Annotated in this window: 20 protein-coding genes; 5 read left to right on the top strand and 15 right to left on the bottom strand. The window is 60.0% G+C overall.

From position 1 onward, the window contains the following. The first annotated feature begins 4 nt into the window (after nt 1-4). Entirely contained in the window at nt 5-463 is a 459-nt protein-coding gene (locus MSNKSG1_RS15940) for a MaoC family dehydratase (RefSeq protein WP_008940325.1), read from the top strand. Between the two features lie 20 nt (nt 464-483). Here MSNKSG1_RS15940 and MSNKSG1_RS15935 read toward each other — a convergent pair whose 3' ends face one another. The 14 genes from MSNKSG1_RS15935 to MSNKSG1_RS15870 form a co-directional block, all read right to left on the bottom strand. Next, nucleotides 484-1,419, bottom strand: a complete 936-nt coding sequence (locus tag MSNKSG1_RS15935; protein WP_008940324.1) for a ketopantoate reductase family protein — start codon at nt 1,417-1,419, stop codon at nt 484-486. Nucleotides 1,420-1,453: 34 nt separating this feature from the next. After that, on the bottom strand, nt 1,454-2,236 hold the full coding sequence (locus tag MSNKSG1_RS15930) for an SDR family NAD(P)-dependent oxidoreductase (protein WP_008940323.1): 783 nt from the start codon (nt 2,234-2,236) through the stop codon (nt 1,454-1,456). 95 nt (nt 2,237-2,331) lie between these two features. Further along, nucleotides 2,332-3,480, bottom strand: coding sequence for an ABC transporter substrate-binding protein (locus MSNKSG1_RS15925; RefSeq protein ID WP_008940322.1), 1,149 nt, complete (start codon nt 3,478-3,480; stop codon nt 2,332-2,334). Nucleotides 3,481-3,530: 50 nt separating this feature from the next. After that, a complete protein-coding gene (locus MSNKSG1_RS15920) occupies nt 3,531-4,238 on the bottom strand; it encodes an ABC transporter ATP-binding protein (protein ID WP_008940321.1) in 708 nt (235 codons plus the stop codon). Beyond that, nucleotides 4,225-4,992 (bottom strand): ABC transporter ATP-binding protein, encoded by a 768-nt coding sequence (locus MSNKSG1_RS15915; RefSeq protein WP_008940320.1) that lies wholly within the window; start codon nt 4,990-4,992, stop codon nt 4,225-4,227. Before MSNKSG1_RS15915 ends, MSNKSG1_RS15920 begins: the two co-directional genes overlap by 14 nt. Further along, nucleotides 4,985-6,019, bottom strand: coding sequence for a branched-chain amino acid ABC transporter permease (locus MSNKSG1_RS15910; protein ID WP_008940319.1), 1,035 nt, complete (start codon nt 6,017-6,019; stop codon nt 4,985-4,987). Before MSNKSG1_RS15910 ends, MSNKSG1_RS15915 begins: the two co-directional genes overlap by 8 nt. 2 nt (nt 6,020-6,021) lie before the next feature. Next, nucleotides 6,022-6,885, bottom strand: a complete 864-nt coding sequence (locus MSNKSG1_RS15905; protein WP_008940318.1) for a branched-chain amino acid ABC transporter permease — start codon at nt 6,883-6,885, stop codon at nt 6,022-6,024. Nucleotides 6,886-7,048: 163 nt separating this feature from the next. After that, nucleotides 7,049-8,713 (bottom strand): long-chain fatty acid--CoA ligase, encoded by a 1,665-nt coding sequence (locus tag MSNKSG1_RS15900; RefSeq protein WP_008940317.1) that lies wholly within the window; start codon nt 8,711-8,713, stop codon nt 7,049-7,051. 5 nt (nt 8,714-8,718) lie between these two features. Next, nucleotides 8,719-9,516: a 5'/3'-nucleotidase SurE gene (surE, locus tag MSNKSG1_RS15895; RefSeq protein WP_008940316.1), complete on the bottom strand. Its 798-nt coding sequence runs from the start codon at nt 9,514-9,516 to the stop codon at nt 8,719-8,721. 14 nt (nt 9,517-9,530) lie between these two features. After that, a complete protein-coding gene (locus MSNKSG1_RS15890) occupies nt 9,531-10,595 on the bottom strand; it encodes a phosphotransferase (protein WP_008940315.1) in 1,065 nt (354 codons plus the stop codon). Nucleotides 10,596-10,762: 167 nt separating this feature from the next. Next, nucleotides 10,763-11,530 (bottom strand): SDR family NAD(P)-dependent oxidoreductase, encoded by a 768-nt coding sequence (locus tag MSNKSG1_RS15885; protein WP_008940314.1) that lies wholly within the window; start codon nt 11,528-11,530, stop codon nt 10,763-10,765. A 163-nt stretch (nt 11,531-11,693) separates the two neighbouring features. Continuing rightward, nucleotides 11,694-12,896 carry an acyl-CoA dehydrogenase family protein gene (locus tag MSNKSG1_RS15880; protein WP_008940313.1) on the bottom strand — a complete coding sequence of 401 codons (1,203 nt, stop codon included), beginning with the start codon at nt 12,894-12,896 and terminating at the stop codon, nt 11,694-11,696. A gap of 77 nt (nt 12,897-12,973) precedes the next feature. Further along, nucleotides 12,974-13,414, bottom strand: a complete 441-nt coding sequence (locus tag MSNKSG1_RS15875; RefSeq protein WP_008940312.1) for a PaaI family thioesterase — start codon at nt 13,412-13,414, stop codon at nt 12,974-12,976. Then, the gene (locus MSNKSG1_RS15870) at nt 13,414-14,208 is read right to left on the bottom strand and encodes an SDR family NAD(P)-dependent oxidoreductase (protein WP_008940311.1); all 795 of its coding nucleotides are present in this window, start codon (nt 14,206-14,208) and stop codon (nt 13,414-13,416) included. Before MSNKSG1_RS15870 ends, MSNKSG1_RS15875 begins: the two co-directional genes overlap by 1 nt. A gap of 144 nt (nt 14,209-14,352) precedes the next feature. Between MSNKSG1_RS15870 and MSNKSG1_RS15865 the strand changes: the two genes are divergently transcribed. Next, nucleotides 14,353-15,945 carry a class I adenylate-forming enzyme family protein gene (locus MSNKSG1_RS15865; protein ID WP_008940310.1) on the top strand — a complete coding sequence of 531 codons (1,593 nt, stop codon included), beginning with the start codon at nt 14,353-14,355 and terminating at the stop codon, nt 15,943-15,945. Here MSNKSG1_RS15865 and MSNKSG1_RS15860 read toward each other — a convergent pair. Continuing rightward, the gene (locus tag MSNKSG1_RS15860) at nt 15,942-16,682 is read right to left on the bottom strand and encodes an enoyl-CoA hydratase/isomerase family protein (RefSeq protein ID WP_008940309.1); all 741 of its coding nucleotides are present in this window, start codon (nt 16,680-16,682) and stop codon (nt 15,942-15,944) included. The genes MSNKSG1_RS15865 and MSNKSG1_RS15860 overlap by 4 nt on opposite strands. Nucleotides 16,683-16,851: 169 nt before the next feature. On the opposite strand from MSNKSG1_RS15860, the gene dctP reads away from it, so the two are divergent. The 3 genes from dctP to MSNKSG1_RS15845 all read left to right on the top strand — a co-directional run bounded on the left by dctP (nt 16,852) and on the right by MSNKSG1_RS15845 (nt 19,830). Next, a complete protein-coding gene (dctP, locus tag MSNKSG1_RS15855; RefSeq protein ID WP_008940308.1) occupies nt 16,852-17,898 on the top strand; it encodes a TRAP transporter substrate-binding protein DctP in 1,047 nt (348 codons plus the stop codon). A gap of 76 nt (nt 17,899-17,974) precedes the next feature. After that, entirely contained in the window at nt 17,975-18,523 is a 549-nt protein-coding gene (locus MSNKSG1_RS15850) for a TRAP transporter small permease subunit (RefSeq protein ID WP_008940307.1), read from the top strand. Next, entirely contained in the window at nt 18,520-19,830 is a 1,311-nt protein-coding gene (locus MSNKSG1_RS15845) for a TRAP transporter large permease (protein ID WP_008940306.1), read from the top strand. The genes MSNKSG1_RS15850 and MSNKSG1_RS15845 overlap by 4 nt, the downstream gene beginning before the upstream one ends. Nucleotides 19,831-19,899 lie beyond the last annotated feature (69 nt).

Below are 19,899 nucleotides of genomic sequence, written 5' to 3'. Positions count from 1 at the left end.
CAATATGGTCAGCATTCCGATCACGGAGCTTGAGAGCCACGTGGGACAGGTCATTGGTGAAAGCCCCTGGACCGAGATCAGCCAGGAACGGGTAAACGCCTTCGCCGACGCGACCGGCGATCACCAGTGGATTCACGTGGATGTGGAGCGGGCGCGCCGGGAATCTCCCTGGAAAAGCCCGGTGGCCCATGGTTTTCTCACCGCGTCCCTGCTTCCCATGCTGAACAAGCAGGTGCTGGAAGTGACGGGCCTGTCCGCCACCATCAACTACGGACTGAACAAGCTCCGGTTTCCCGCCGCCGTGAAGGTCGGGGCGGAAATCCGAAGCCGGATCAAACTGGTGGAACTACAACGGGTGGACGCGAACCGTACCCTGGCGACTTACCAGACCACCATCGAGATACGGGGTGAGGACAAACCGGCCTGCGTCGCCGAGAACCTGGCCATGTACGTGACCGGCTGAGGCTCCCGGGCCGGTGGGAGCTAGTCCTCGCCGGCCAGTTTGGCACGCATGCGGAGGGTCACCAGAACGGTGTTGAGGTGGGGCACCGGAATGCCGTGGCGCTCGGCAATCGTCACCACGTTGCCCAGTACGGCATCCCGCTCGATCGGCCGTCCGTTCAGGTAGTCCAGTGCCATACTGTTCTTGTAGGGCGGCATCTTCCGCGTGCCCTCGATGTTCAGATCAATCAGCTTCTCATCCATCGGATAGCCTTCGGCCTCGGCGACCGCCATCACCTCCCGGATCATGGCGCGGATCAGGGCCTCACCGCCTTCGGCATCCAGAATGGTTCGGGTATCGGCGCCGTTGGCAATGACCGACAGGGGGTTGAACGGGGTATTCCACAGGCATTTGCGCCAGCGTTCGCCGACCACCTGCTCCGTCAGGTCAATCCCGATGCCGCCCGCCTGGAACAAATCCGACAATTCCCGACAGTGGTCATCAATCCCTTCCGGATAACGTCCCATAACCAGTTTGCCATAGGCCTTGTGCTCCACCACACCGGGTTCGGTCCGGCTGGCTGCAATAAAGGCGAGGCAGCTGATCAGCGGATGGTCCGGGTAGGCGTCCGCCAGTTCCCGCTCGATATCCAGACCGTTCTCGATCAGTACCAACCGGGTGGACGGCCCCATCCAGGGTTTGACCAGGGCAACACGATCCACGCCCGGAAGTACCTTCACGCACAGGATCAGGTAGTCCGGATAGTCTTCGGGCGTTTCACCATCCCGATAGACGTGATCCGGTCGGTATGACAGGTCGCCAAGGGAGCTACTGATACGGATACCCTGCTCTTTCACCACATCGTATTCGGAGCGCAGCACCGTGCTCACAGAACAGCCGGCCTTTTTCAGAATGGCGCCGTAAAAGCTGCCAATGGCACCGGCGCCAACAATCAGAATGCTTGGTTTTTCACTCATGTTCCGGAAATTCCTCTTCAGGGATAGTGATGGATTATCGGCGCAGTGGCGCCGTTCCGAGATGGGCGCCGCCATCAATCAATACGGTTTCACCGGTGGTAAGATCGCCACCGATGATCAATCCAAGGCACACGTCCGCCACCGTTTCCGGGGACGCGGTCCTTTTCAGCGGAGCAGCCGCCTCGTATTTTTCCAGCATGGTCTGGTACCGGGCCTCGCCCAACCCCTGTTTCAACCACTCTCCCTGGACAAATCCGGGACACACGGCATTGACCCGGACCTCCGGGCCCATGACCCGTGCCAGTGAGCGCGTCATGGTGATCAGCGCGCCCTTGGAGGCGGCATAGGCGATCGAACTGCCCACACCGGCCAGGCCTGCGACCGAGGCCATGTTAATGATGTGACCGGAGCCATTGGCTCGCAAGGCTTTCTCTGCAGCCCGGGTCATCTGAAACGGCCCCACGGTGTTCACGGCATACAGATCGAGAAAATCCTGCTGGTCCAGCCCCTCCAGATCCCCGTGCGGACAGAACTTTGTGGTACCCGCATTGTTGATCAGGATATCAAGTCGGCCAAAGGCCGCCATGGTTTGGTCAACCAATCGTCGGCAGTCATCGTCGTTGGCCACGTCGGCCTGACACATGAGAGTCCTCACTCCCTCCCGTTCACAGGTTTCGGCCACCGATCGCGCGCCGGCTTCATTGCGGCTGTAGGTGATCACCACGTGGCAGCCGTACTGGGCGAATACCGTTGCTATCGCGGCACCAATTCCCGACGAGGAACCGGTAATGACCGCGACCGAATCTTTCAGTTTCATGGTGCCTCCTCTGTTCGGCTCCCGCGTTCATCTGGTCGATACGAACAAAAAGGGGCAAGCCATCGCTGGCCTGCCCCCATGGTCAGATGGCCGGTTTACTGCATCGGTACCATCTTGATCTTGCCGTCTTCGACCACGGCCATGTCAGGCGTGGAGACAAAGCCGCCGTCCTTGGTCACGTCGGTGACGTCGTACGGACGCTTCATCGCCGGCATGCTCTTGAGCGCATCGCCCAGGGCTGCACGGATGGTCTTCGGATCGGTGGACTCGGTTTCGTCCATCGCGGTCACAATGGCGTTCAGGGCCAGGTAGTTGTACGCAGCCTCGGAACCCGGGGTACGGTCGAACTTCTCCTCGTAGCGCTTGATGAAGCTCTGGGCCGCCTCGTCTTCGAACGCGCTCAGCGGAACCACGCCCACGGCGCCATTCAGCATATCCAGACCGCCGGCAACCTTGGACACTTCGTCAATCTTGGCCTGGTCCATGATGATAAAGCCGCCCTGGAAGCCCATCTGGCGCGCCTGCTGAACCACCAGACCGGTCGGCTCGGAAGCACCGCCTACGAACATCACGTCCGGCTTTTCAGCCAGTACCCGGCTGACGCCGGTGAAGAAGTCGGCAGACTTGTTGTAGTCCATCGGGTTCTCGGAGACGACTTCGCCCCCCTTGGCCAGCCACTCTTTCTTGATCATGGACGCCCAGATCTTGGCGTATTCGTGGGTGGCACCGGCCATGCCCAGTTTCTTGCCTTCGTGCTCCAGCGCATAGCTGGTGAACGGGTCCATGTAGCTGTCGAACGTCGGCGGAATGCGGACCGTCAGCGGGTTACCCTTCTTGGTAACGGTGGGTACGCTGGTGTAGGCCATGACCAGGAAATCGTCTTTTACGTTGAATTCCTGCAGCGCAAACACGCCGCCGGAATGCGGGACAAAGATCACCGGCGCGTTGTTTTCCTGCTTCAGACGCTTGGCATTGGTGGCGGCCTGTGCGGGAGAGTACCGGTCGTCGAGGGCAACCACGTTGATGGTGGTTTTCTCGCCGTTGAGATCGAATCCGCCAGCGGCGTTGATCTCGTCTGCGGCCATACGCAGGCCGGACAGGGTGTTCTCCCCGTACAGGGCGGCGCCGCCGCTCAGCGGACCGGTGAAACCGATGGTGACTTCACCCGCCATAGCACCTGTGGCAATGGTCATGCCCAGTGTTGCCGTCGCGACTGCCTGACCCAGTTTTTTTACTATTCTCATTGTTTTCTCCTGGTTTGTTGCGCTCGTCGTTGCTCAGTGTCCGGGACTCGTCAGGCCCCGATGTATGCTTTGCGTACCTCTTCATTGCCCAGCATGGCTTCCCGATCGCCTTCCATCACCAGGCGTCCGTTCTCCATGACGTAGGCCCGGTGAGCGATCTTCAGGGCCGCAAAGGCATTCTGCTCAGCCAGAAGCACCGTGGTGCCCAGGCTGTTAATCTGTTGAATGGTTTCAAACATCTGCTTGACCACCAGCGGTGCAAGGCCCAGAGAGGGCTCGTCCAGCATCAGCAGACGCGGCCGACTCATCATCGCCCGGCCGATGGCGACCATCTGCTGCTGACCACCGGACAGCGATCCCGCCGGCTGCCCCGCCTTGTCTTCCAGGATCGGAAACAACTCCAGCACCTCGTTCAGGCGCTTCTTGTTACCATCCCGATCCCGCCGGTGGACATAGGCCCCCATCATCAGGTTCTGGTGGACACTCATCTGGGGAAACAGCTTGCGGCCCTCGGCACACTGCACCACGCCCGAAGAGACCACCGCGTTGGGCTTCATGCCGTTCAGGTGTTTGTCTTCGAAACGGATATCGCCGGCGGCCGGTTTGATCAATCCGCTGATGGCGTTAAACAGGGTGGATTTGCCGGCACCGTTGGCCCCGAGCAAAACCACCAGTTCGCCGGTATCGACGGTCATGTTGATGTCGGACAGGGCCTTGAAGCTGCCGTAGCAGACATCGAGATTCTCAAGCTGCAGCATCTTCGTCACCTCCCAGGTAGGCTTCGATCACAACCGGGTTATTGCGGACCTCTTCCGGGGTGCCCTCGGCAATTTTTTCGCCGTGATCCAGCACCATGATCTTGTCTGCGAGGCTCATGATCATGTCCATCTTGTGCTCGATCAGACAGACCGTCAGGCCGTTGTCGACCATCTTGCGCATGAGTTCGGCAAATCCCTGGGTTTCCTCCGGGTTCACGCCCGCCGCCGGCTCATCCAGCAGGACGATTTTCGGATCGGTCGCCAGCGCCAGGGCAAAGGCCACTCGCTTGCGTTCTTCCTGGGTAATATCCGCGATGAACTGGCCGGCAACATGAGTCAGACCGACAAAATCCAGCGCTTCCATCGCCTTGTCCCGTGCCGCCTTTTCTTCACGCTGCAGGCGTTTGCTGTTGATCAGCACGTCCCAGAGGCCGGATTTGGTGCGCAGACGATGGCCGACGATCAGGTTGTCCAGCACCGAGGCCTGTTCAAACAGGTTCGTGGTCTGGAAGGTGCGGCCAACCCCCAGGCGAGCCACCTTGTCCGACGGCATATTGGTGACATCCGTCCCATCCAGCAGAATGCGTCCGGAGGTGGGCTGGTGCAGGCCGGAGATCAGGTTGAAAAACGTGCTCTTGCCTGCCCCATTGGGGCCGATAATGGCGTTGATCTTGCCCGCCTCGAAATCGACGGACACGTCGTTGACCGCCGCGAGGCCGCCAAACATCTTGGTCAGGTGTTCCACTTTAAGCATTGTTCTTCACCTCCCCGGAAGTGGCGGTCTGGACCTTGCTCGATTTTTTCTTTTTGGCCGGTGACAGGGTCTGGGCCTTGTGGTGCATCCAGGTCAGGAACTGGCCGTTAATGCCCCTCGGGAAGAAGATAACCAGCACCACCAGCAGTGGGCCGAACAGGATCATCCGGTACTCCTCGAGGAACTGCAGGGACTGGGTAATCCAGACAATACTGATGGTGCCCAGCAGCGGCCCGGTCAGGGTGCCGATGCCACCCACCAGCAGGTAGGTAATCATGTCGAACGTATGAATAATGTTGGCCTCTTCCGGCCCGATGAACCGCACCATACCCGCGTAGAGGGCACCGGCCAGGCCGGCGTAGGTGGTGGACAGAACAAACGCCAGCACCTTGTTGCGCATCAGATTGATGCCGAGCGACTGGGCCAGTTCGTCACCATTGCGGATAGCAATGAAGGTGCGCCCCAGCAGGGAACGGGAAAGACGTCCCATGAACCAGATGGAAAACACCAGGAACGCCAGTACCAGGTAATAGAAGGGTGTGGTTTCGGTGAAGTCGACCACTCCGAACCCATAGGGTGCGGCGATATCCCGCACACCCACCGGCCCATGGGTGAGTTCTTCCCACTTGTCCATCAACAGGTAAATGATGAAGCCGACACACAGGGTGAAGATGGCAAAGTAGTGTTCCTTCAGGCGGAGTGACACGACACCCACGAGGAAGCCGAGCACCGCCGTCACCAGCAGGGCCGCCACAAACGCCGGCCAGAAACTCCAGCCTGCATCCGAGGTCAGCAGGCCCAGGGTGTAGGCACCGATGGCAAAGAAGCCGCCATGGGCCAGGTTCAGCTGGCCGCAGTAACCGGTGATGATATTCAGGCCGTAGACGGCAATCGCCCAGACGAAGGCGGAGGCCATCACGTACACCTGGTACTCGTTGCTGGCCAGGGCGGGAAACACGATGGCCAGGGCCAGCAGTGCCATCTTGGCACCGGGCTTCATGAACAGACTTCCGAGTTTGAACAACATGGTCAGTGCGCCCCCTTCGCAAACAGCCCCTGTGGGCGAGCAGACAGAATCAGAACCAGCAGACCGAAGGCGATGATGTCCTTATAGGCCGTGGAGATATAGAAGCCACCGAATGCCTCGGCGAAACCGATGATCATGCCGCCGACGATGGCTCCGGGCACACTGCCCATACCACCGAGGATGATGATCACGAAGGCTTTCATGATGACCAGGTGCCCCATGGCCGGGTAGACCAGGTTGATGGGCGCATAGAGGCTGGCTGCGACCGCTGCCAGCGCGCCAGAGATGCCAAAGGTCATCATGGCCACCCGGTTGGAGTCGATCCCTACCAGGAACGCCCCTTCCCGGCTCTGGGCCATGGCGATGATGGTGGCGCCGGTCATGGTCTTGCGCAGGAACAGCTGCAGACCGATCACCAGGGTAAAGGCGCCGACAATGATCAGCAGGCGCTGCTCGGGGATGATCAGACCGTCAAAATTCATGATGCCGGTGAACGGCGAGGACATGCGCCGGAAGTCCGAGCCCCAGAACATCTGGATAGTGGCTTCCAGGAAAAGCAGCACCCCGATAGCGGCGATCTTGTCGTGTATCGGGGGTGAATTCCGCAATGGATGAAACACCAGACGCTCGCACAGGATGCCAAGGATGGCCACCACCGCAGCCGAGCCCGCCATGGCCACCCAGTAATGAACCCCGAGGTCCACCATGAAGAAGTAGGACATGAAGGCCCCGACCATGTAGAGCGCGCCGTGGGCAAAGTTCGGAATGTGCAGAATTCCGTAGACCAGGGTGAGACCGAGCGCTACGAGACCGTAGATGCTGCCCAGGGTCAACCCGTTGATAATTTGCTGGAAGAAAAGGTTCAAATCTGCCCCTCCGTGTTTGTTGTTATCGGATGGTTTGAGGCTTTAAACCGCGGGGCGGGCTCACCCCGCGGCGTTACCTGAAACAATTACACTGATCGTTTCGCATGTCAACATAATAAAATTATGTTTCGCTCTGCGTACTTTTTGTTAGGTTAGTGACTATTCAGGCCTGTTTTTTCCACTCCTCTTCCTGAAGGGCTCGCCACATCAGCTTGCCGGTGGGCGACTTCGGTAACTCATCGACGAATTCGATGATGGTGGGCACCTTGTAGGCCGCCATCTGCTCTTTGCACCAGCTGGTGATGTCCTCTTCGGCCGTAGTGCCGTCCGCTTCCGGGGTCAGCACGATGCAGGCTTTCACCGTCTCTCCTCGCTTGGGATCCGGTGCCGAAATAATGCATACCTCATGGATGGCGGGATGGCGGTACATCAGCCCTTCAACCTCGGAAGGCCATACCTTGAAGCCGGAGGCGTTAATCATCCGCTTGACCCGATCCACCATGAAGAAATAGCCGTCCTCGTCGTAATACCCCAGATCACCGGTCCGGAAGAACCGCTTGCCATCGATTTCCACAAACGCTTTCTCGGTCTCGGCCGGTCGATTCCAGTAGCCGAGGGTGACCTGAGGACCACAGGAGACGATCTCGCCGGTTTCCCCGGGGCCTTTTTCCTCCAGCGTGTCCACATCGATGATCCGGCAGTCCACGTCAAACACCGGGATACCGAGGCACTGGGCCTTCGGATGGTCGGGCGGGTTGATGTGGGTGGCTGCCATGGTCTCGGACAGTCCGTAACCCTCGATGTAGTCCAGGCCGGTCATCCTCTTGAGTTTCTCTGCCACGGCTTCCGGCATGGCAGCACCACCCCCGCCAATGGTGTTGAGGCTGGTCAGGTCGTATTGGCCAATGTCCGGGTTGGACAGGAAATCCACCGCCATGGTGACAATGTTGGTCCAGCCGGTAACCTGGTAACGTTCGATCAGCTTCGCAGCGGTGGTCCGGTCCCAACGGGTCATGATCACCGAGGTGGAACCGCTGTAGATCGGGCTGTTCATGGACCCGGTCATGCCGGTCACGTGGAAGAACGGCAGCGTGGACAGCTGGACCGTATCCGGGGTACTCAGGTTCCAGAACGCACGGTGCAGGGCCGTCGCCATCACCGACCGGTGGGTGTGCATGCAACCCTTGGGTGCGCCGGTGGTGCCTGAACTGTAGGGAATCACCGCCAGATCGTCGGGCTGTGCGGTGTGTTCGGAGGGCCTATGCCCGGACGCCATTGCGGTGTCCCAGCTGACAACGCCCGGAATCTCTTTCGACCAGGCCGGTGCCGCCACTTCCGCCGGCAGGTTCAGGTCGGTCTCCAGGTTGATGTAGGTGTTGTAGGAGGCCACCACCACCTGCTCCAGATTGGTTTCGCCAATCAGGGGCACGATGAAGCTGGCCAATTCCTGACCCGCCAGACACAGGGTGGCGCTGGTGTCGGCAATGTAATGCTCCAGCTCCGCGTGACGGTTCATCGGATTGACCGGAATCACCACCGCATCCGCACGCAGGATGGCGTAATAACCAATGACGTACTGGGGCGAGTTCTGCATATACAGCAGCACCCGATCACCCTTTTTGACGCCCTGCGCCTGCAGATACCCGGCCATCGCCTCCACTTCCTCATTGAGCCGGCGATAGCTCATGGGCGCATCGTAGAAAATGATGGCGGTGTGGTCCGGATAGCGCCGGGCGGAGATCTCCAGGTTGGTATACACACTGGTCTCCGGCAGCGTCATGGTCTTGGGCAGTTCCTTCGGCCAGACGTTGTAATGGCGTGTGAACATGTTGATTAGTCTCCCCGGTTTGATGCGTCGGCCGCGCCGGCGGCCAGGTCGAAAGTATCAGTGCCCCCTGGCAGGGGGTCTTCGTGTCGTAATGGCGTGATGGCAATGGCCTTTTCCCTCAGCACCGTCACGTCGGCATCGGGTGCCACGATGTGCCGGGAACTGCGCTCAAAACCCAGCCACCAGTAAGGCAGGCTGCGGGCGTCCTGACCGGCCAGCAGCCGTGGCCGCTGTATGGATCCGGTGGACTGCCGGCACCAGCGCGCCTCGGAAATCTCTCCAGCGTCGCAGGCCGGGAAATTTACATTCCAGGCCCGCACCCGGTCGCTCTGGTACAGACGCCGGATAACCGCTTCGCCGTAAGTCTGAACCGGTGACCAGTGAATCCCTTCCCGATTCAGGAAGGCCTGGCTCAGGGCAATGGCGGGAATGTTCATGTGCAGGGCACTCAGCGCGGCCCCGACAGTGCCCGAGTACTGCACCGAATCGCTGATATTGGCGCCACAGTTCACGCCAGACAGCACCAGATCGGGTGGCGTCTCGCCGAACCACTCGGCCAAGGCATAGAGGACGCAGTCCGCCGGTGTCCCGGACAGGGCGTAACGTTTCTCCCCGGACCGGTAGACCCGAAGCGGGCTGTGAATGGAGATACTCTGTCCGGCACCGCTGCGATCGTGCTCCGGTGCCACGATCCAGACCTCCTCGGCCAGGCGACGGGCGATCCCTTCCAGCACCGCAATGCCGGGAGCGTTGATGCCGTCGTCGTTGGTGATCAGGATGCGGTTGACCATAGGGCTTTTCATAACGGTGACTCCCTTCAGCGTTTCTGCCCGTCGCAGGCGATTTGCCAGCCGATGTCTGCGAGCAGACTGGCGCGCTTGCCCACTTCCAGGGCATTGGCATTGGCGGCGTTACCATCCAGGGCCCGCTTGTAGACACCCTGCAGAATGGCCGCCAGCCGGAACAGTGAAAACGCCAGGAACACATGCCAGTCGTCGATGCCGTCCCGACCGGTCCTGGCGCAGTACCGGGCAATGGTCTCCTGCTCATCGGGAACGCCCAGGGCTTCCAGGTCCTCGCCCCGAAGGCCGCGCATGCCTTCCATGTCCGAAGGCAGGTAATAGGGCAGGCAGTAATAGGCCAGATCCGCCAGCGGATGGCCCAGGGTGGAAAGCTCCCAGTCAAGGATCGCAATCACCTCCGGGCGATCCGGCGCCAGCATCAGGTTCCCGAACCGATAGTCACCGTGGGCAATCGAGGTCTCATCCTTCGCCGGCAGATTTTCCGGCAGCCAGGCCATGAGATTGTCCATTGCCGGCAACTCATCGGTCTTCGACGCAAGATACTGCTTGCTCCACCGGGACACCTGACGGGCCACATACCCTTCCGGCCGCCCGTAATCCCCCAGCCCGATGGCGTTCACATCCACCGAGTGCAGCGCAGCCAGCGTATCGATGGCTGAATGGTGCGCCGGCATGCGGTCCTTCCGATCAAGCGCCCGAAGCGCGGAATGGCTGATGATCCGACCTTCCAGGAAATCCATTACATAGAAAGGCGTGCCGATGACAGAACTGTCCTCGCAAAGCACTCGCACGCGCGGCACGGGAACCTCCGTATGGTCGTGCAGTGCGCCCATTACCCGAAACTCCCGCTCCACCATATGAGCGGAAGGCAGTGTCTTCCCGGGCGGTTTTTTGCGCAGCACATAGCGGCCACCATCCGTTTCCAACAAAAACGTCGGATTGGACTGCCCACCCTGGAACTGTTTTACATCCAGCCGACTACCAACCTCCGGAAGCTCCGTTTTCAGCCATTCCAGAAGCCCTGCTTCATCAAATTTGTGAGCAGGCAGGACCTCTACCAACTCTGGTGCGATACTCATGGATTTTGTTGCCTTCAATTTGTTCGTCGCTGCTCCACCGCGGGGGCGGCGGCCGTCGGGTGGGATGTCTTCCTTCCGGGAAAAATAACTCGCTTCGCTCGGACATCTTTTTCCCTGCACGAAGACACCCCACCCACCGGCCTCGTCTTACTGTGTTATAAGCCGCCTTAACAGATGGTTTCGCCACCGTCGGCGACGATTACCTGGCCAGTGATATAGGCACTGGCTTTGGTAGACAGAAATACCGCAAGGCCGGCGATATCGACCGGATCACCGATGCGGCGCAGCGGGGTTTTGTCCTCCGCACGCTTTACGCGGACGGGGTCTTCCCAGAGAGCCTTGGCGAAATCTGTCTTGATCAACCCCGGGGCGATCGCATTAACACGAATACCCTGTGGGCCCCATTCAACAGCGAGGTTGCGTGCAAGGGCTGCTTCGGCCGCTTTGGATACGCCGTAGGTACCAATCACGGTGTTACCGCGCAAGCCGGCGATGCTGGACAGCAGGACTACGGAGCCTTCGCCCTTCTTCGCCATCTGCGGCAGAACCATGTTGGTCAGCCAGAAGGTGCCTTTGACGTTGGTGTCCATGATCTTGTCCCAGGCATCGTCGGTCAGTTCGGACGTCGGGCTGTAGACCGGGTTGGTGGCGGCGTTGCACACCAGCACGTCGATGTCGCCCCAGGCTTCGTTGGTCTTGTCCACCAGGTTCTGGAGATCTTCTTTCTTACCAACGTGGCAGGGAATCGCGAGGGCCTCATAGCCCTGCGCCTTCAGTTCCTCGGCCACCTGCTCACAGACTTCGGCCTTGCGGCTGGAAATCACGACCTTGGCGCCACACTTGGCCATTTCCTCGGCAATGGAACGGCCAATGCCTTTGGTGGAACCGGTGATGACGGCAACCTTGCCGGTCATGTCAAAAAGGGGGTTCGTCATTATTCGATCCTCATGCTCAGTGCTTGGGGAACGAACGGGGAGGGACCTGCCGGGACTGTGCAGCACATGGATGTGCTGCTCAAGCCTACAGGGACGTATTCACGGCGCGTCCCGGCAGGTCCCTCCCCGTTTGTTCATGCGCCCGACTTGGCGGGCTGAATAATCAGCGGTACTGCCGAAGCTCCAGCTTGGCGACACTGTCCAGATGGACCTCATCCGGGCCATCGGCCAGACGCAGGGTACGGACCTTGGCCCAGGCACCGGCCAGGAAGGTGTCCTGGCTGACGCCGGCACCGCCGTGAACCTGAATAGCACGGTCGATGACCTTCAGCGCCATGCTCGGGGCAATCACCTTGATCATCGCAATTTCCTGACGGGCCACCTTGTTACCCACGGTGTCCATCATGTGCGCGGCCTTCAGCGTCATCAGTCGCGCCTGCTCGATCTCGATACGGCTGCGGGCGATGTCCTTACGGATGGAATCGAACTCGGACAGCGGCCGACCAAAGGCCTCACGGGCATTGGCGCGCTTGCACATGGACTCCAGCGCGCGCTCGGCCACACCGATGGTACGCATGCAATGGTGGATACGGCCCGGCCCGAGCCGGCCCTGGGCAATCTCGAAACCACGGCCTTCACCGAGGAGAATGTTGCTCGCTGGCACCCGTACATTGTTGTACTCGATCTCGGCATGGCCGTGCGGCGCGTGGTCATAGCCGAATACCGTCAGCGGACGAATCATCTTCACGCCCGGGGCATCCAGCGGTACCAGAATCATGGACTGCTGCTGGTGCTTGGGCGCGGTCGGATCCGTCTTGCCCATCACAATGGCAATCTTGGACGTGGTGGTCATGGCACCGGACGACCACCATTTGCGACCATTGATCACATACTCATCGCCCTCACGACGGATCTCACAGGCGATATTGGTGGCATCGGACGACGCCACGTCCGGCTCAGTCATAGAAAAGCATGAACGGATCTCACCGGCCAGCAGCGGCTTGAGCCACTGTTCCTGCTGCTCTTCGTTGCCGTAACGGGCGATGGTTTCCATGTTGCCGGTATCGGGCGCGGAACAGTTGAAGACCTCCGGCGCCATCTCGGACCGGCCCATGATTTCGCACAGGTGGGCATATTCGAAATTGGTCAGCCCCGCACCGAACTCGCTTTCCGGCAGAAACAGGTTCCACAGCCCGGCCGCCTTCGCCTTCACCTTGAGCTCTTCAATAATGGGCACCGGGGCCCAGCGGTTTTCCGCTTCCTCGATCTGCTGGTGATGCTTCTCTTCATTCGGATAGATGTAAGCATCCATGAAGTCGTTTAGCTCGGCCTGAAGTTTCCTGGCCTTCTCTGACAGCTCGAACATGTCCGCGTCCTCTTGTTGTGTTGTCCGTGTTTCTGCCACGGTTCCGCAGCAGCAAATGATGGGTTCGGGGCCGCCCCTCAGATCGGCACGCCCTCCGGCTTCTCGCTGCCCGAGCGTATACGGAAGGTGCCCTCGGCAATCGCCAGCAGATTACCCTGCTCGTCGTGGACCTCGCCGGTACTGTTGAAAATGCGGGTACCACCCGCGCGCTTGCGACCGGTTACCCGGATCACCCCACCGGAACATTGCCCGGTAAACGTGGTGGTCAGGGACAGGGTGATCGCCTTGCGCATCCGCCCGGGATAGGGGCAATAGGTGCCCGCCTCAGCCATGGCGATATCCAGAAGCGACGTCAGCACGCCTCCATGGATGACGCCCCCGAGGTTGAGGTGCCGGGGTTGCAGTTCCAGCGAAATGACCGCCTCGTCTTCTTCCCAGGACACCTGACGGTAGCCCAGCAGGTTATGGAATCCGGGCAGGTCATCGCCGCCGCTAATGTGGGGGTTATCCAGACTCATCAGACTTTCATTCCTGGCAGGTTGAGGGAGGCCGTGTTGCCGCCGTCCACCGGCAGCGCCTGCCCTGTAATGTAGCTGGCGTCGTCGCTCGCAAGAAAAAGAATGGCCGCCGCGATCTCTTCGGGCGCGCCGTAACGACGGAGTTCGCAACGGGACCCGAGTTTGTGCGCTTTTTCGTGGGCACGGGCATAATCAAAAACGGCACGGGTCATGCCGGTTTCAACCAGTCCGGGGCAAACGGCATTGACCCGGACGTTGTCGCCGCCAAGATCACAGGCCGACGTCTTCGTGAGGTTGATCACTCCGGCCTTGGAGGCACTGTAGGCATTGCCGCCCGCACCGGACCGTATCCCGGCGACCGACGCAACGTTCACGATGGCACCGAGCTTACGGGACTGCATGTGGGGAGCCGCGTGTTTGATGAACAGCATGGTGCCGATCAGATTCACAGACAGCACCTTTTCCCATTCATCGCGGTCGTTTTCGGTGATCGCCGGATGGGCGCCGGAAACGCTGGCAATGCCGGCGATGTTGCACAACACATCGAGCTTTCCATAGGTTTTCAGGGTTTCTGCCACCAGCGCCTGGACCTGCTTTTCGTCCGAGACGTCCACCTGACGCCGAAGATAACGGGCGCCCTCGGGCATCAGGCTCTCGGTTTCCAGCAATCCCGGCTCGGAGACATCCACCATCACCACGGTCGCTCCCTCACGGGCCAGGCGAACGGCGGTTGCCCGGCCGATACCACTGCCCGCTCCGGTCACTAGCGCTATTCGCTGATGGAAACGCTCCATGGTGATACTCCTCGTTGTTGTGCCATTGTTATTGTGATCAACGCTGTGTCTTTTCGATAATTTGTCACGCATTCCGGTTTTGAGTCAATATATTTGGAAGTTAATTTCATCTAGTAAAACTATAAAGTGTCGAGAGAGATAAAAATGAAAAAGACAACAAATGACCTGCCCGTGTACGCGCCCGTGCAGTCAGACGAGACCATGGACCCCATCGGCCACCGGATTCAGGCCTACTCGCAGACACAGGGCGACAAGGTGGCGCTGATTGATGAGCGGGGCAGCATTACCTGGCGGGAACTGCTGCAGCAGGTCAACCGGATTGCCAACCGCCTCCGGGACGCGGGTCTGGAAACCGGCGATTGCGTGGCCGGGCTCTCGGAAAATACCCGCGAATACCTGGCACTGTATCTCGGGACGCTGGTGGCCGGCGGCTGCATGGTGCCCCTGTCGGGCATGGCCAGCGCCGAGGCCCTGACCCTGATGATCCGTGACTGCGGAGCCCGATTCCTGTTTGTCTCTCGCAAGAATCTCGACCTGTGGCGGGAATTCCGCGATAGCCTGGATCTGCCTGCCGAGCAGATGATCGGGCTGGACACCATGGAAACGGAGTTATCCCTGCCGGAATGGCTCGGAACCGTCAGCGATGACGCCACCCCTGCGGCGGTGTCGCTCGACGATGCCTTCAACATCATCTACAGCTCCGGGACGACGGGTACCCCAAAAGGCATTCTCCACGACTACCGGTTCCGTCAGCGCCAGATGGTTCGCATGGCCCGATTCGGCCTGGATGATCACGCCATCAACCTGGTTTCTACTCCGCTGTATTCCAATACCACGCTGGTTTCCGTCCTGCCGACACTCTTCAACGGCGGCACCCTGGTCATCATGGCCAGGTTCGATGCCCACCGGTTCCTGGAACTCGCGGAACAGCACAGGGTCACCCACGCCATGCTGGTGCCCGTCCAGTACCAACGAATCCTGGCCGTGCCGGATTTCGACCGGTTCGATCTGTCCAGCTTCGAACTGAAACTCTGTACCAGCGCACCACTGCGGGCCGACGTGATCGCCGACGCCATGCGTCGCTGGCCCGGCAATATCCGGGAAGTCTATGGACTGACCGAGGGTGGCATTTCCACGAGCCTGGATTGCGCTGCTCATCCGGATAAGTGGGATTCAGTGGGGGTACCTACGGAAGGCGCCGAAATCCGGGTGATCGACGAGGAAGGCCGCGAACTGCCGCGGGGCGAGATCGGTGAGATCGTCGGCCGGGCCATCTCGATGATGCGGGGCTACGTTAACCGGCCGGAGCAGACCGCCGAGATGCTGTGGACCAGCCCGGAAGGTGACGTGTTTTACCGCAGCGGCGACATGGGGCGGATCGACGAAGACGGCTTCATCTACATTCTGGATCGGCGCAAGGACATGATCATTTCGGGCGGCTTCAACATCTACGCGGTGGATCTGGAAAAAATCCTTCTGGGCCACCCGGCTGTGGCTGACGTCGCGGTCATTGGCATTCCCAGCGACCACTGGGGGGAAACGCCCCTTGCCCTGGTTGTCCGAAAGGACGGAAGCGGGGAGAGCGAAGCGGACCTGCTGGACTGGGCCAACCAGCGACTGGGCAAGACCCAGCGACTGGCGGCCGTCGAGTTCCGCGATGAACTGCCCCGCTCCACCATCGGCAAGGTACTCAAGCGAGAGTTGAGAACTCCCTATTGGGAAGCGCCCAATCCTTAACGGCGCTGCATCGCGGCAAGCGCGCTCTGGCAGTCGTCCGAGCGCAGGCGCTCGGCGAACACCGAGCGTTCCCGCTCCAGCGCTGCCTGAATGGATTCCTGCCAGGGCGCCCGCATCAGGCGCTTACTGGCCCTGAGCGCCTCCCGGGGCTTGGTGGCCAGACTCCTGGCCAGGCGACCGGCTTCCGCCAGGGCCTGGCCATCGTCGACAGCCCGGGTAATCAGCCCACACTCGCTCGCCTGCTCGCCGTTGAATACTTCCCCCAACAGCAGAAGCTCCGCCGCTTTTCGCGCCCCCAGGTGCAGGGGCATGGTCACAGTGGACGCCGCCTCTGGCACCAGGCCCAGATCGATAAATGCGGTTTTGAATTTCGCGGAGCGACCAGCGATAACAGCGTCGCAATGCAGCAGCATCGTCGTACCGATACCGATCGCAAGGCCTTCCACCGCCGCAAGGACCGGCGTATCACAGTTCATCAGCACTTCGATGAACGCCAGTCCAGAAGACGGCCTGGGATTGGCATCCGTTGCCCGGGCCCGGAAGTCATCCAGGTCGTTACCCGCGGTAAACACATCGCCCTCGCCGGAAATCAGGATCGCGTGGACGCCCTCATCGGCGGCGGCTTCCTCTACTGCCTGCCCCAACGATTCGTACATGTCCCTCGTCAGGGCGTTCTTCTTCTCCGGGCGACTGATAACCAGGTGGACATACCCTTCGTGCCGGTGAGTTTTGATCATGACTCCGCTCCTATGGGCTATTCTGATAATTGTCGGCAAACATCCTATTGCAAAAGCCGGTGCATGTGTTAGATTCCAAGAATACTAATTCACTATGCAGTTGTTAGTTTTGCATAGCGAAACAATAAAGCAACATCAACCACCACTACAACAACGAATGAGGTCCAGCATGAACCTGTTCTCTCTGACTCGAAGGAAGTTCTTTGTCTTTGCTTCGGCAATGACTCTGGGCGTTTCCGCTAGCCTGTCTGCCATTCCCGCCAATGCCCAGGAAACCGTAACCTGGAAAGTACAGTCACACTGGCCGGGTTCCAGCAGCTCCTACACCGACAGCCTCGGTCGCCTGAAGCGCGTCATCGAAGAGCGTACCGACGGCCGGCTGAAGCTGCAGCTGTTCGAAGCCGGCGCCCTGTTCAAGGCCAAGGACACCTTTGACGCGGTCAGCCGCGGCATCCTGGAAATGGGCACGATTTCCCCGTCCTATGCCCAGGACAAGATGACCCTGGCCGGCATTGCTTCCGGTCTGCCGTTCGCCTTCCGTCACGTCTGGGAAGCGGCCTACTTCCACCAGAACATGGGCTTCGAGCAGATGCTGCGCGACGAAGCCGCCAAGTACGGCGTCTACTGGGCGACCGACAAGGTCTATCCCACCGAGATGGTCGTCAAGAAGCCGATCAAGAGCTGGGACGATTTCACCAGCCTGAAGATCCGTTCCTCCGGCGCTCTGCAGACCTTCCTGACCGAGGCCGGTGCCGCCGCCTCCTATATCCCGGGCAGCGAACTCTACTCCGCACTGGATTCCGGTATTGTTGACGGTGCCCACTGGGGTGCCGCCCAGGGCGCGTACAGCATGGGCCTTTACGAAGTGGCCAAGTACCACGTGAAGCCGGCCCTGAACATTGCCGGAACCGACGTCATCATCGTCAGCCAGAAGGCGCTCGACAAACTGCCGGAAGACATGCAGAAGATCGTCAAGCAGGCGCTCGACGAGCAGTTCTGGGTACGCACCAACGAGTACCAGTACAAAGAGCGTGTAACTCTGGCGAAAGCCATTGCCGAACAGGGCGTCCAGATCAACACCCTTCCGGACGACGTGCAGGCCAGGCTGGTCAAGACCGCGCAGGGCATGTGGGACGAGGAAGGCAAGCGTAGCGAACAGGCCAAGAAGGCCCTCGGTATGCTGAAAGAATTCCTGGGCAACCTCGGTTACCTGTAAGACATTCGTTCTGAAACACGGCCGGGGATTTTCCCTGGCCGTTTCCCGTTAAAGACCAATCATTCCGGAGCGTGCCATGGGTGTGCTGTCAGCCTTCATGAAGGGAATCACACGCTTGAACGACTTCGTCGGGCGCGGAATCGCCCTGCTGGTGTTCGTAATGTTTGCGTTCCTGCTTCTGGAAGTGGGATTCCGCTATCTGTTCAACTCGCCAACGGTCTGGACCAATGAGCTGACCCAGCTGCTGTTTGGCGTCTATGCCGTCATGTCCGGCGGCTACATCATGGCCCACCGGGGACACGTGAACGTCGACCTGATCCACAGTCACCTGGCACCGAGAAAACGGGCGTTTCTCGATATCATCACCTCGGTGGTCTTCTTCATCTTTACCCTGGCCCTGCTGTGGTTCGGTATCGAAATGGCCCGCGATTCCATGTCCAGCTGGGAAACCTCGTTTTCCGCCTGGAACCCGCCGATCTGGCCGGTAAAACTGGCCATCCCCGTTGGTACGGGTCTGCTGGTCCTCCAGGGACTGGTGAAACTGCTTGAAGACATCGCCATCGCCTTCAACCTGGATTATTACCGCCCCTCCGAGCAAGCCGAAGAAGAGGAAGAGTACCTGTGAGCATCGAACTACTGACCCTCCTGTTTTTCGGGTCGCTGCTGTTTTTCCTGCTACTCGGCCTGCCGCTGGCGTTTGTACTCGGTGGGGTTTCAGTCGTCTTCCTTTATTTCACCTGGGGCTTTGACTCCTTCTTCATGGTCGCCTCGCAGATCTGGGGCACCATGGGCAGCTTTACCCTGGTGGCTATTCCCCTGTTTGTGTTCATGGCCATGGTGCTGGAACGGACCGGTGTCGCGAAGGATCTCTACCGCATGATGCACCTCTGGTTCGGCGGCATTCGAGGTGGGTTGGCGCTGGGTACCCTCGCCATCTGCGCCGTGTTTGCCGCCATGGTCGGCATCAGTGGCGCCGCCGTGGTGGCCATGGGCACCATCGCCCTGCCCTCCATGCTGGAGCGGGGCTACGATCGCAAAATGGCCCTGGGCGTCATCAATACCGGGGGCGGCTGGGGCATCCTGATTCCACCCAGCATCCTGATGATCCTGTACGCGCTGATCACCGGCGTCTCGGTGGGCCAGATGTTTGCCGCCGGCATTATGCCAGGTGTCCTGCTGATGGTGCTTACCGCCATTTACGTGCTGGTCCGCGCTCATCTGCAGCCGCACCTGGCGCCGGCGCTTCCCAAAGAGGAGCGTGGCACCTGGGGCGAGAAATTCCGGGCCCTGCGCGCCGTCCTGCTGCCCATCGGCGTGGTGGTCATGGTACTCGGCTCCATCATCGGGGGTATCACCACGCCTACCGAAGCCGCCGCCATGGGGGTGCTGGGTGCACTGATTTCCGCCGCGGTCTACCGCCAGTTCAAATGGTCGATCATGCAGGAAGCGGCCATCCGCACGTTCAAGCTCACCGGCATGATCATGTGGATCCTGTTCGCCGCACACGCCTTCAGTGCCGCCTATCAGAGCATGGGGGCCCAGGACCTGATCGAAAGCCTGATGCAGGGCATTCCCGGGGGCGCCTGGGGCATCATCATCGCGATGATGGTCATCGTTTTCTTCCTGGCCATGGTGCTGGATCCGGTGGGCATCATGCTGATAACCCTGCCGGTGTTCATGCCCATCGTGAAGTCCCTGGGCTTCGATCCGGTCTGGTTCGGCATCCTGTTCGTGATCAACATGGAAATCGGTTACATGACGCCACCCTTCGGCTTCAACCTGTTCTATCTGAAGGGCGTGGTGCCACCGGGTATCACCATGAAGGATATCTATACGTCGGTGATTCCGTTCGTGCTGATCGAGATTGTCGCCATCGGCATCATCATGGCATTTCCCGAAATCGCCACCTGGTTGCCGGGCGTGTTTTTCTGAGTGTTCAACCGGGGAGCGCCTGACGGTCGCTCCCCGACCTTCCTCATGACAATAACAAATCAGAGGTCG

Origin of the sequence: Marinobacter santoriniensis NKSG1 (assembly GCF_000347775.1) — a bacterium.
GTDB lineage: Bacteria > Pseudomonadota > Gammaproteobacteria > Pseudomonadales > Oleiphilaceae > Marinobacter > Marinobacter santoriniensis.
This window is presented reverse-complemented; position numbering and strand designations above follow the sequence as displayed.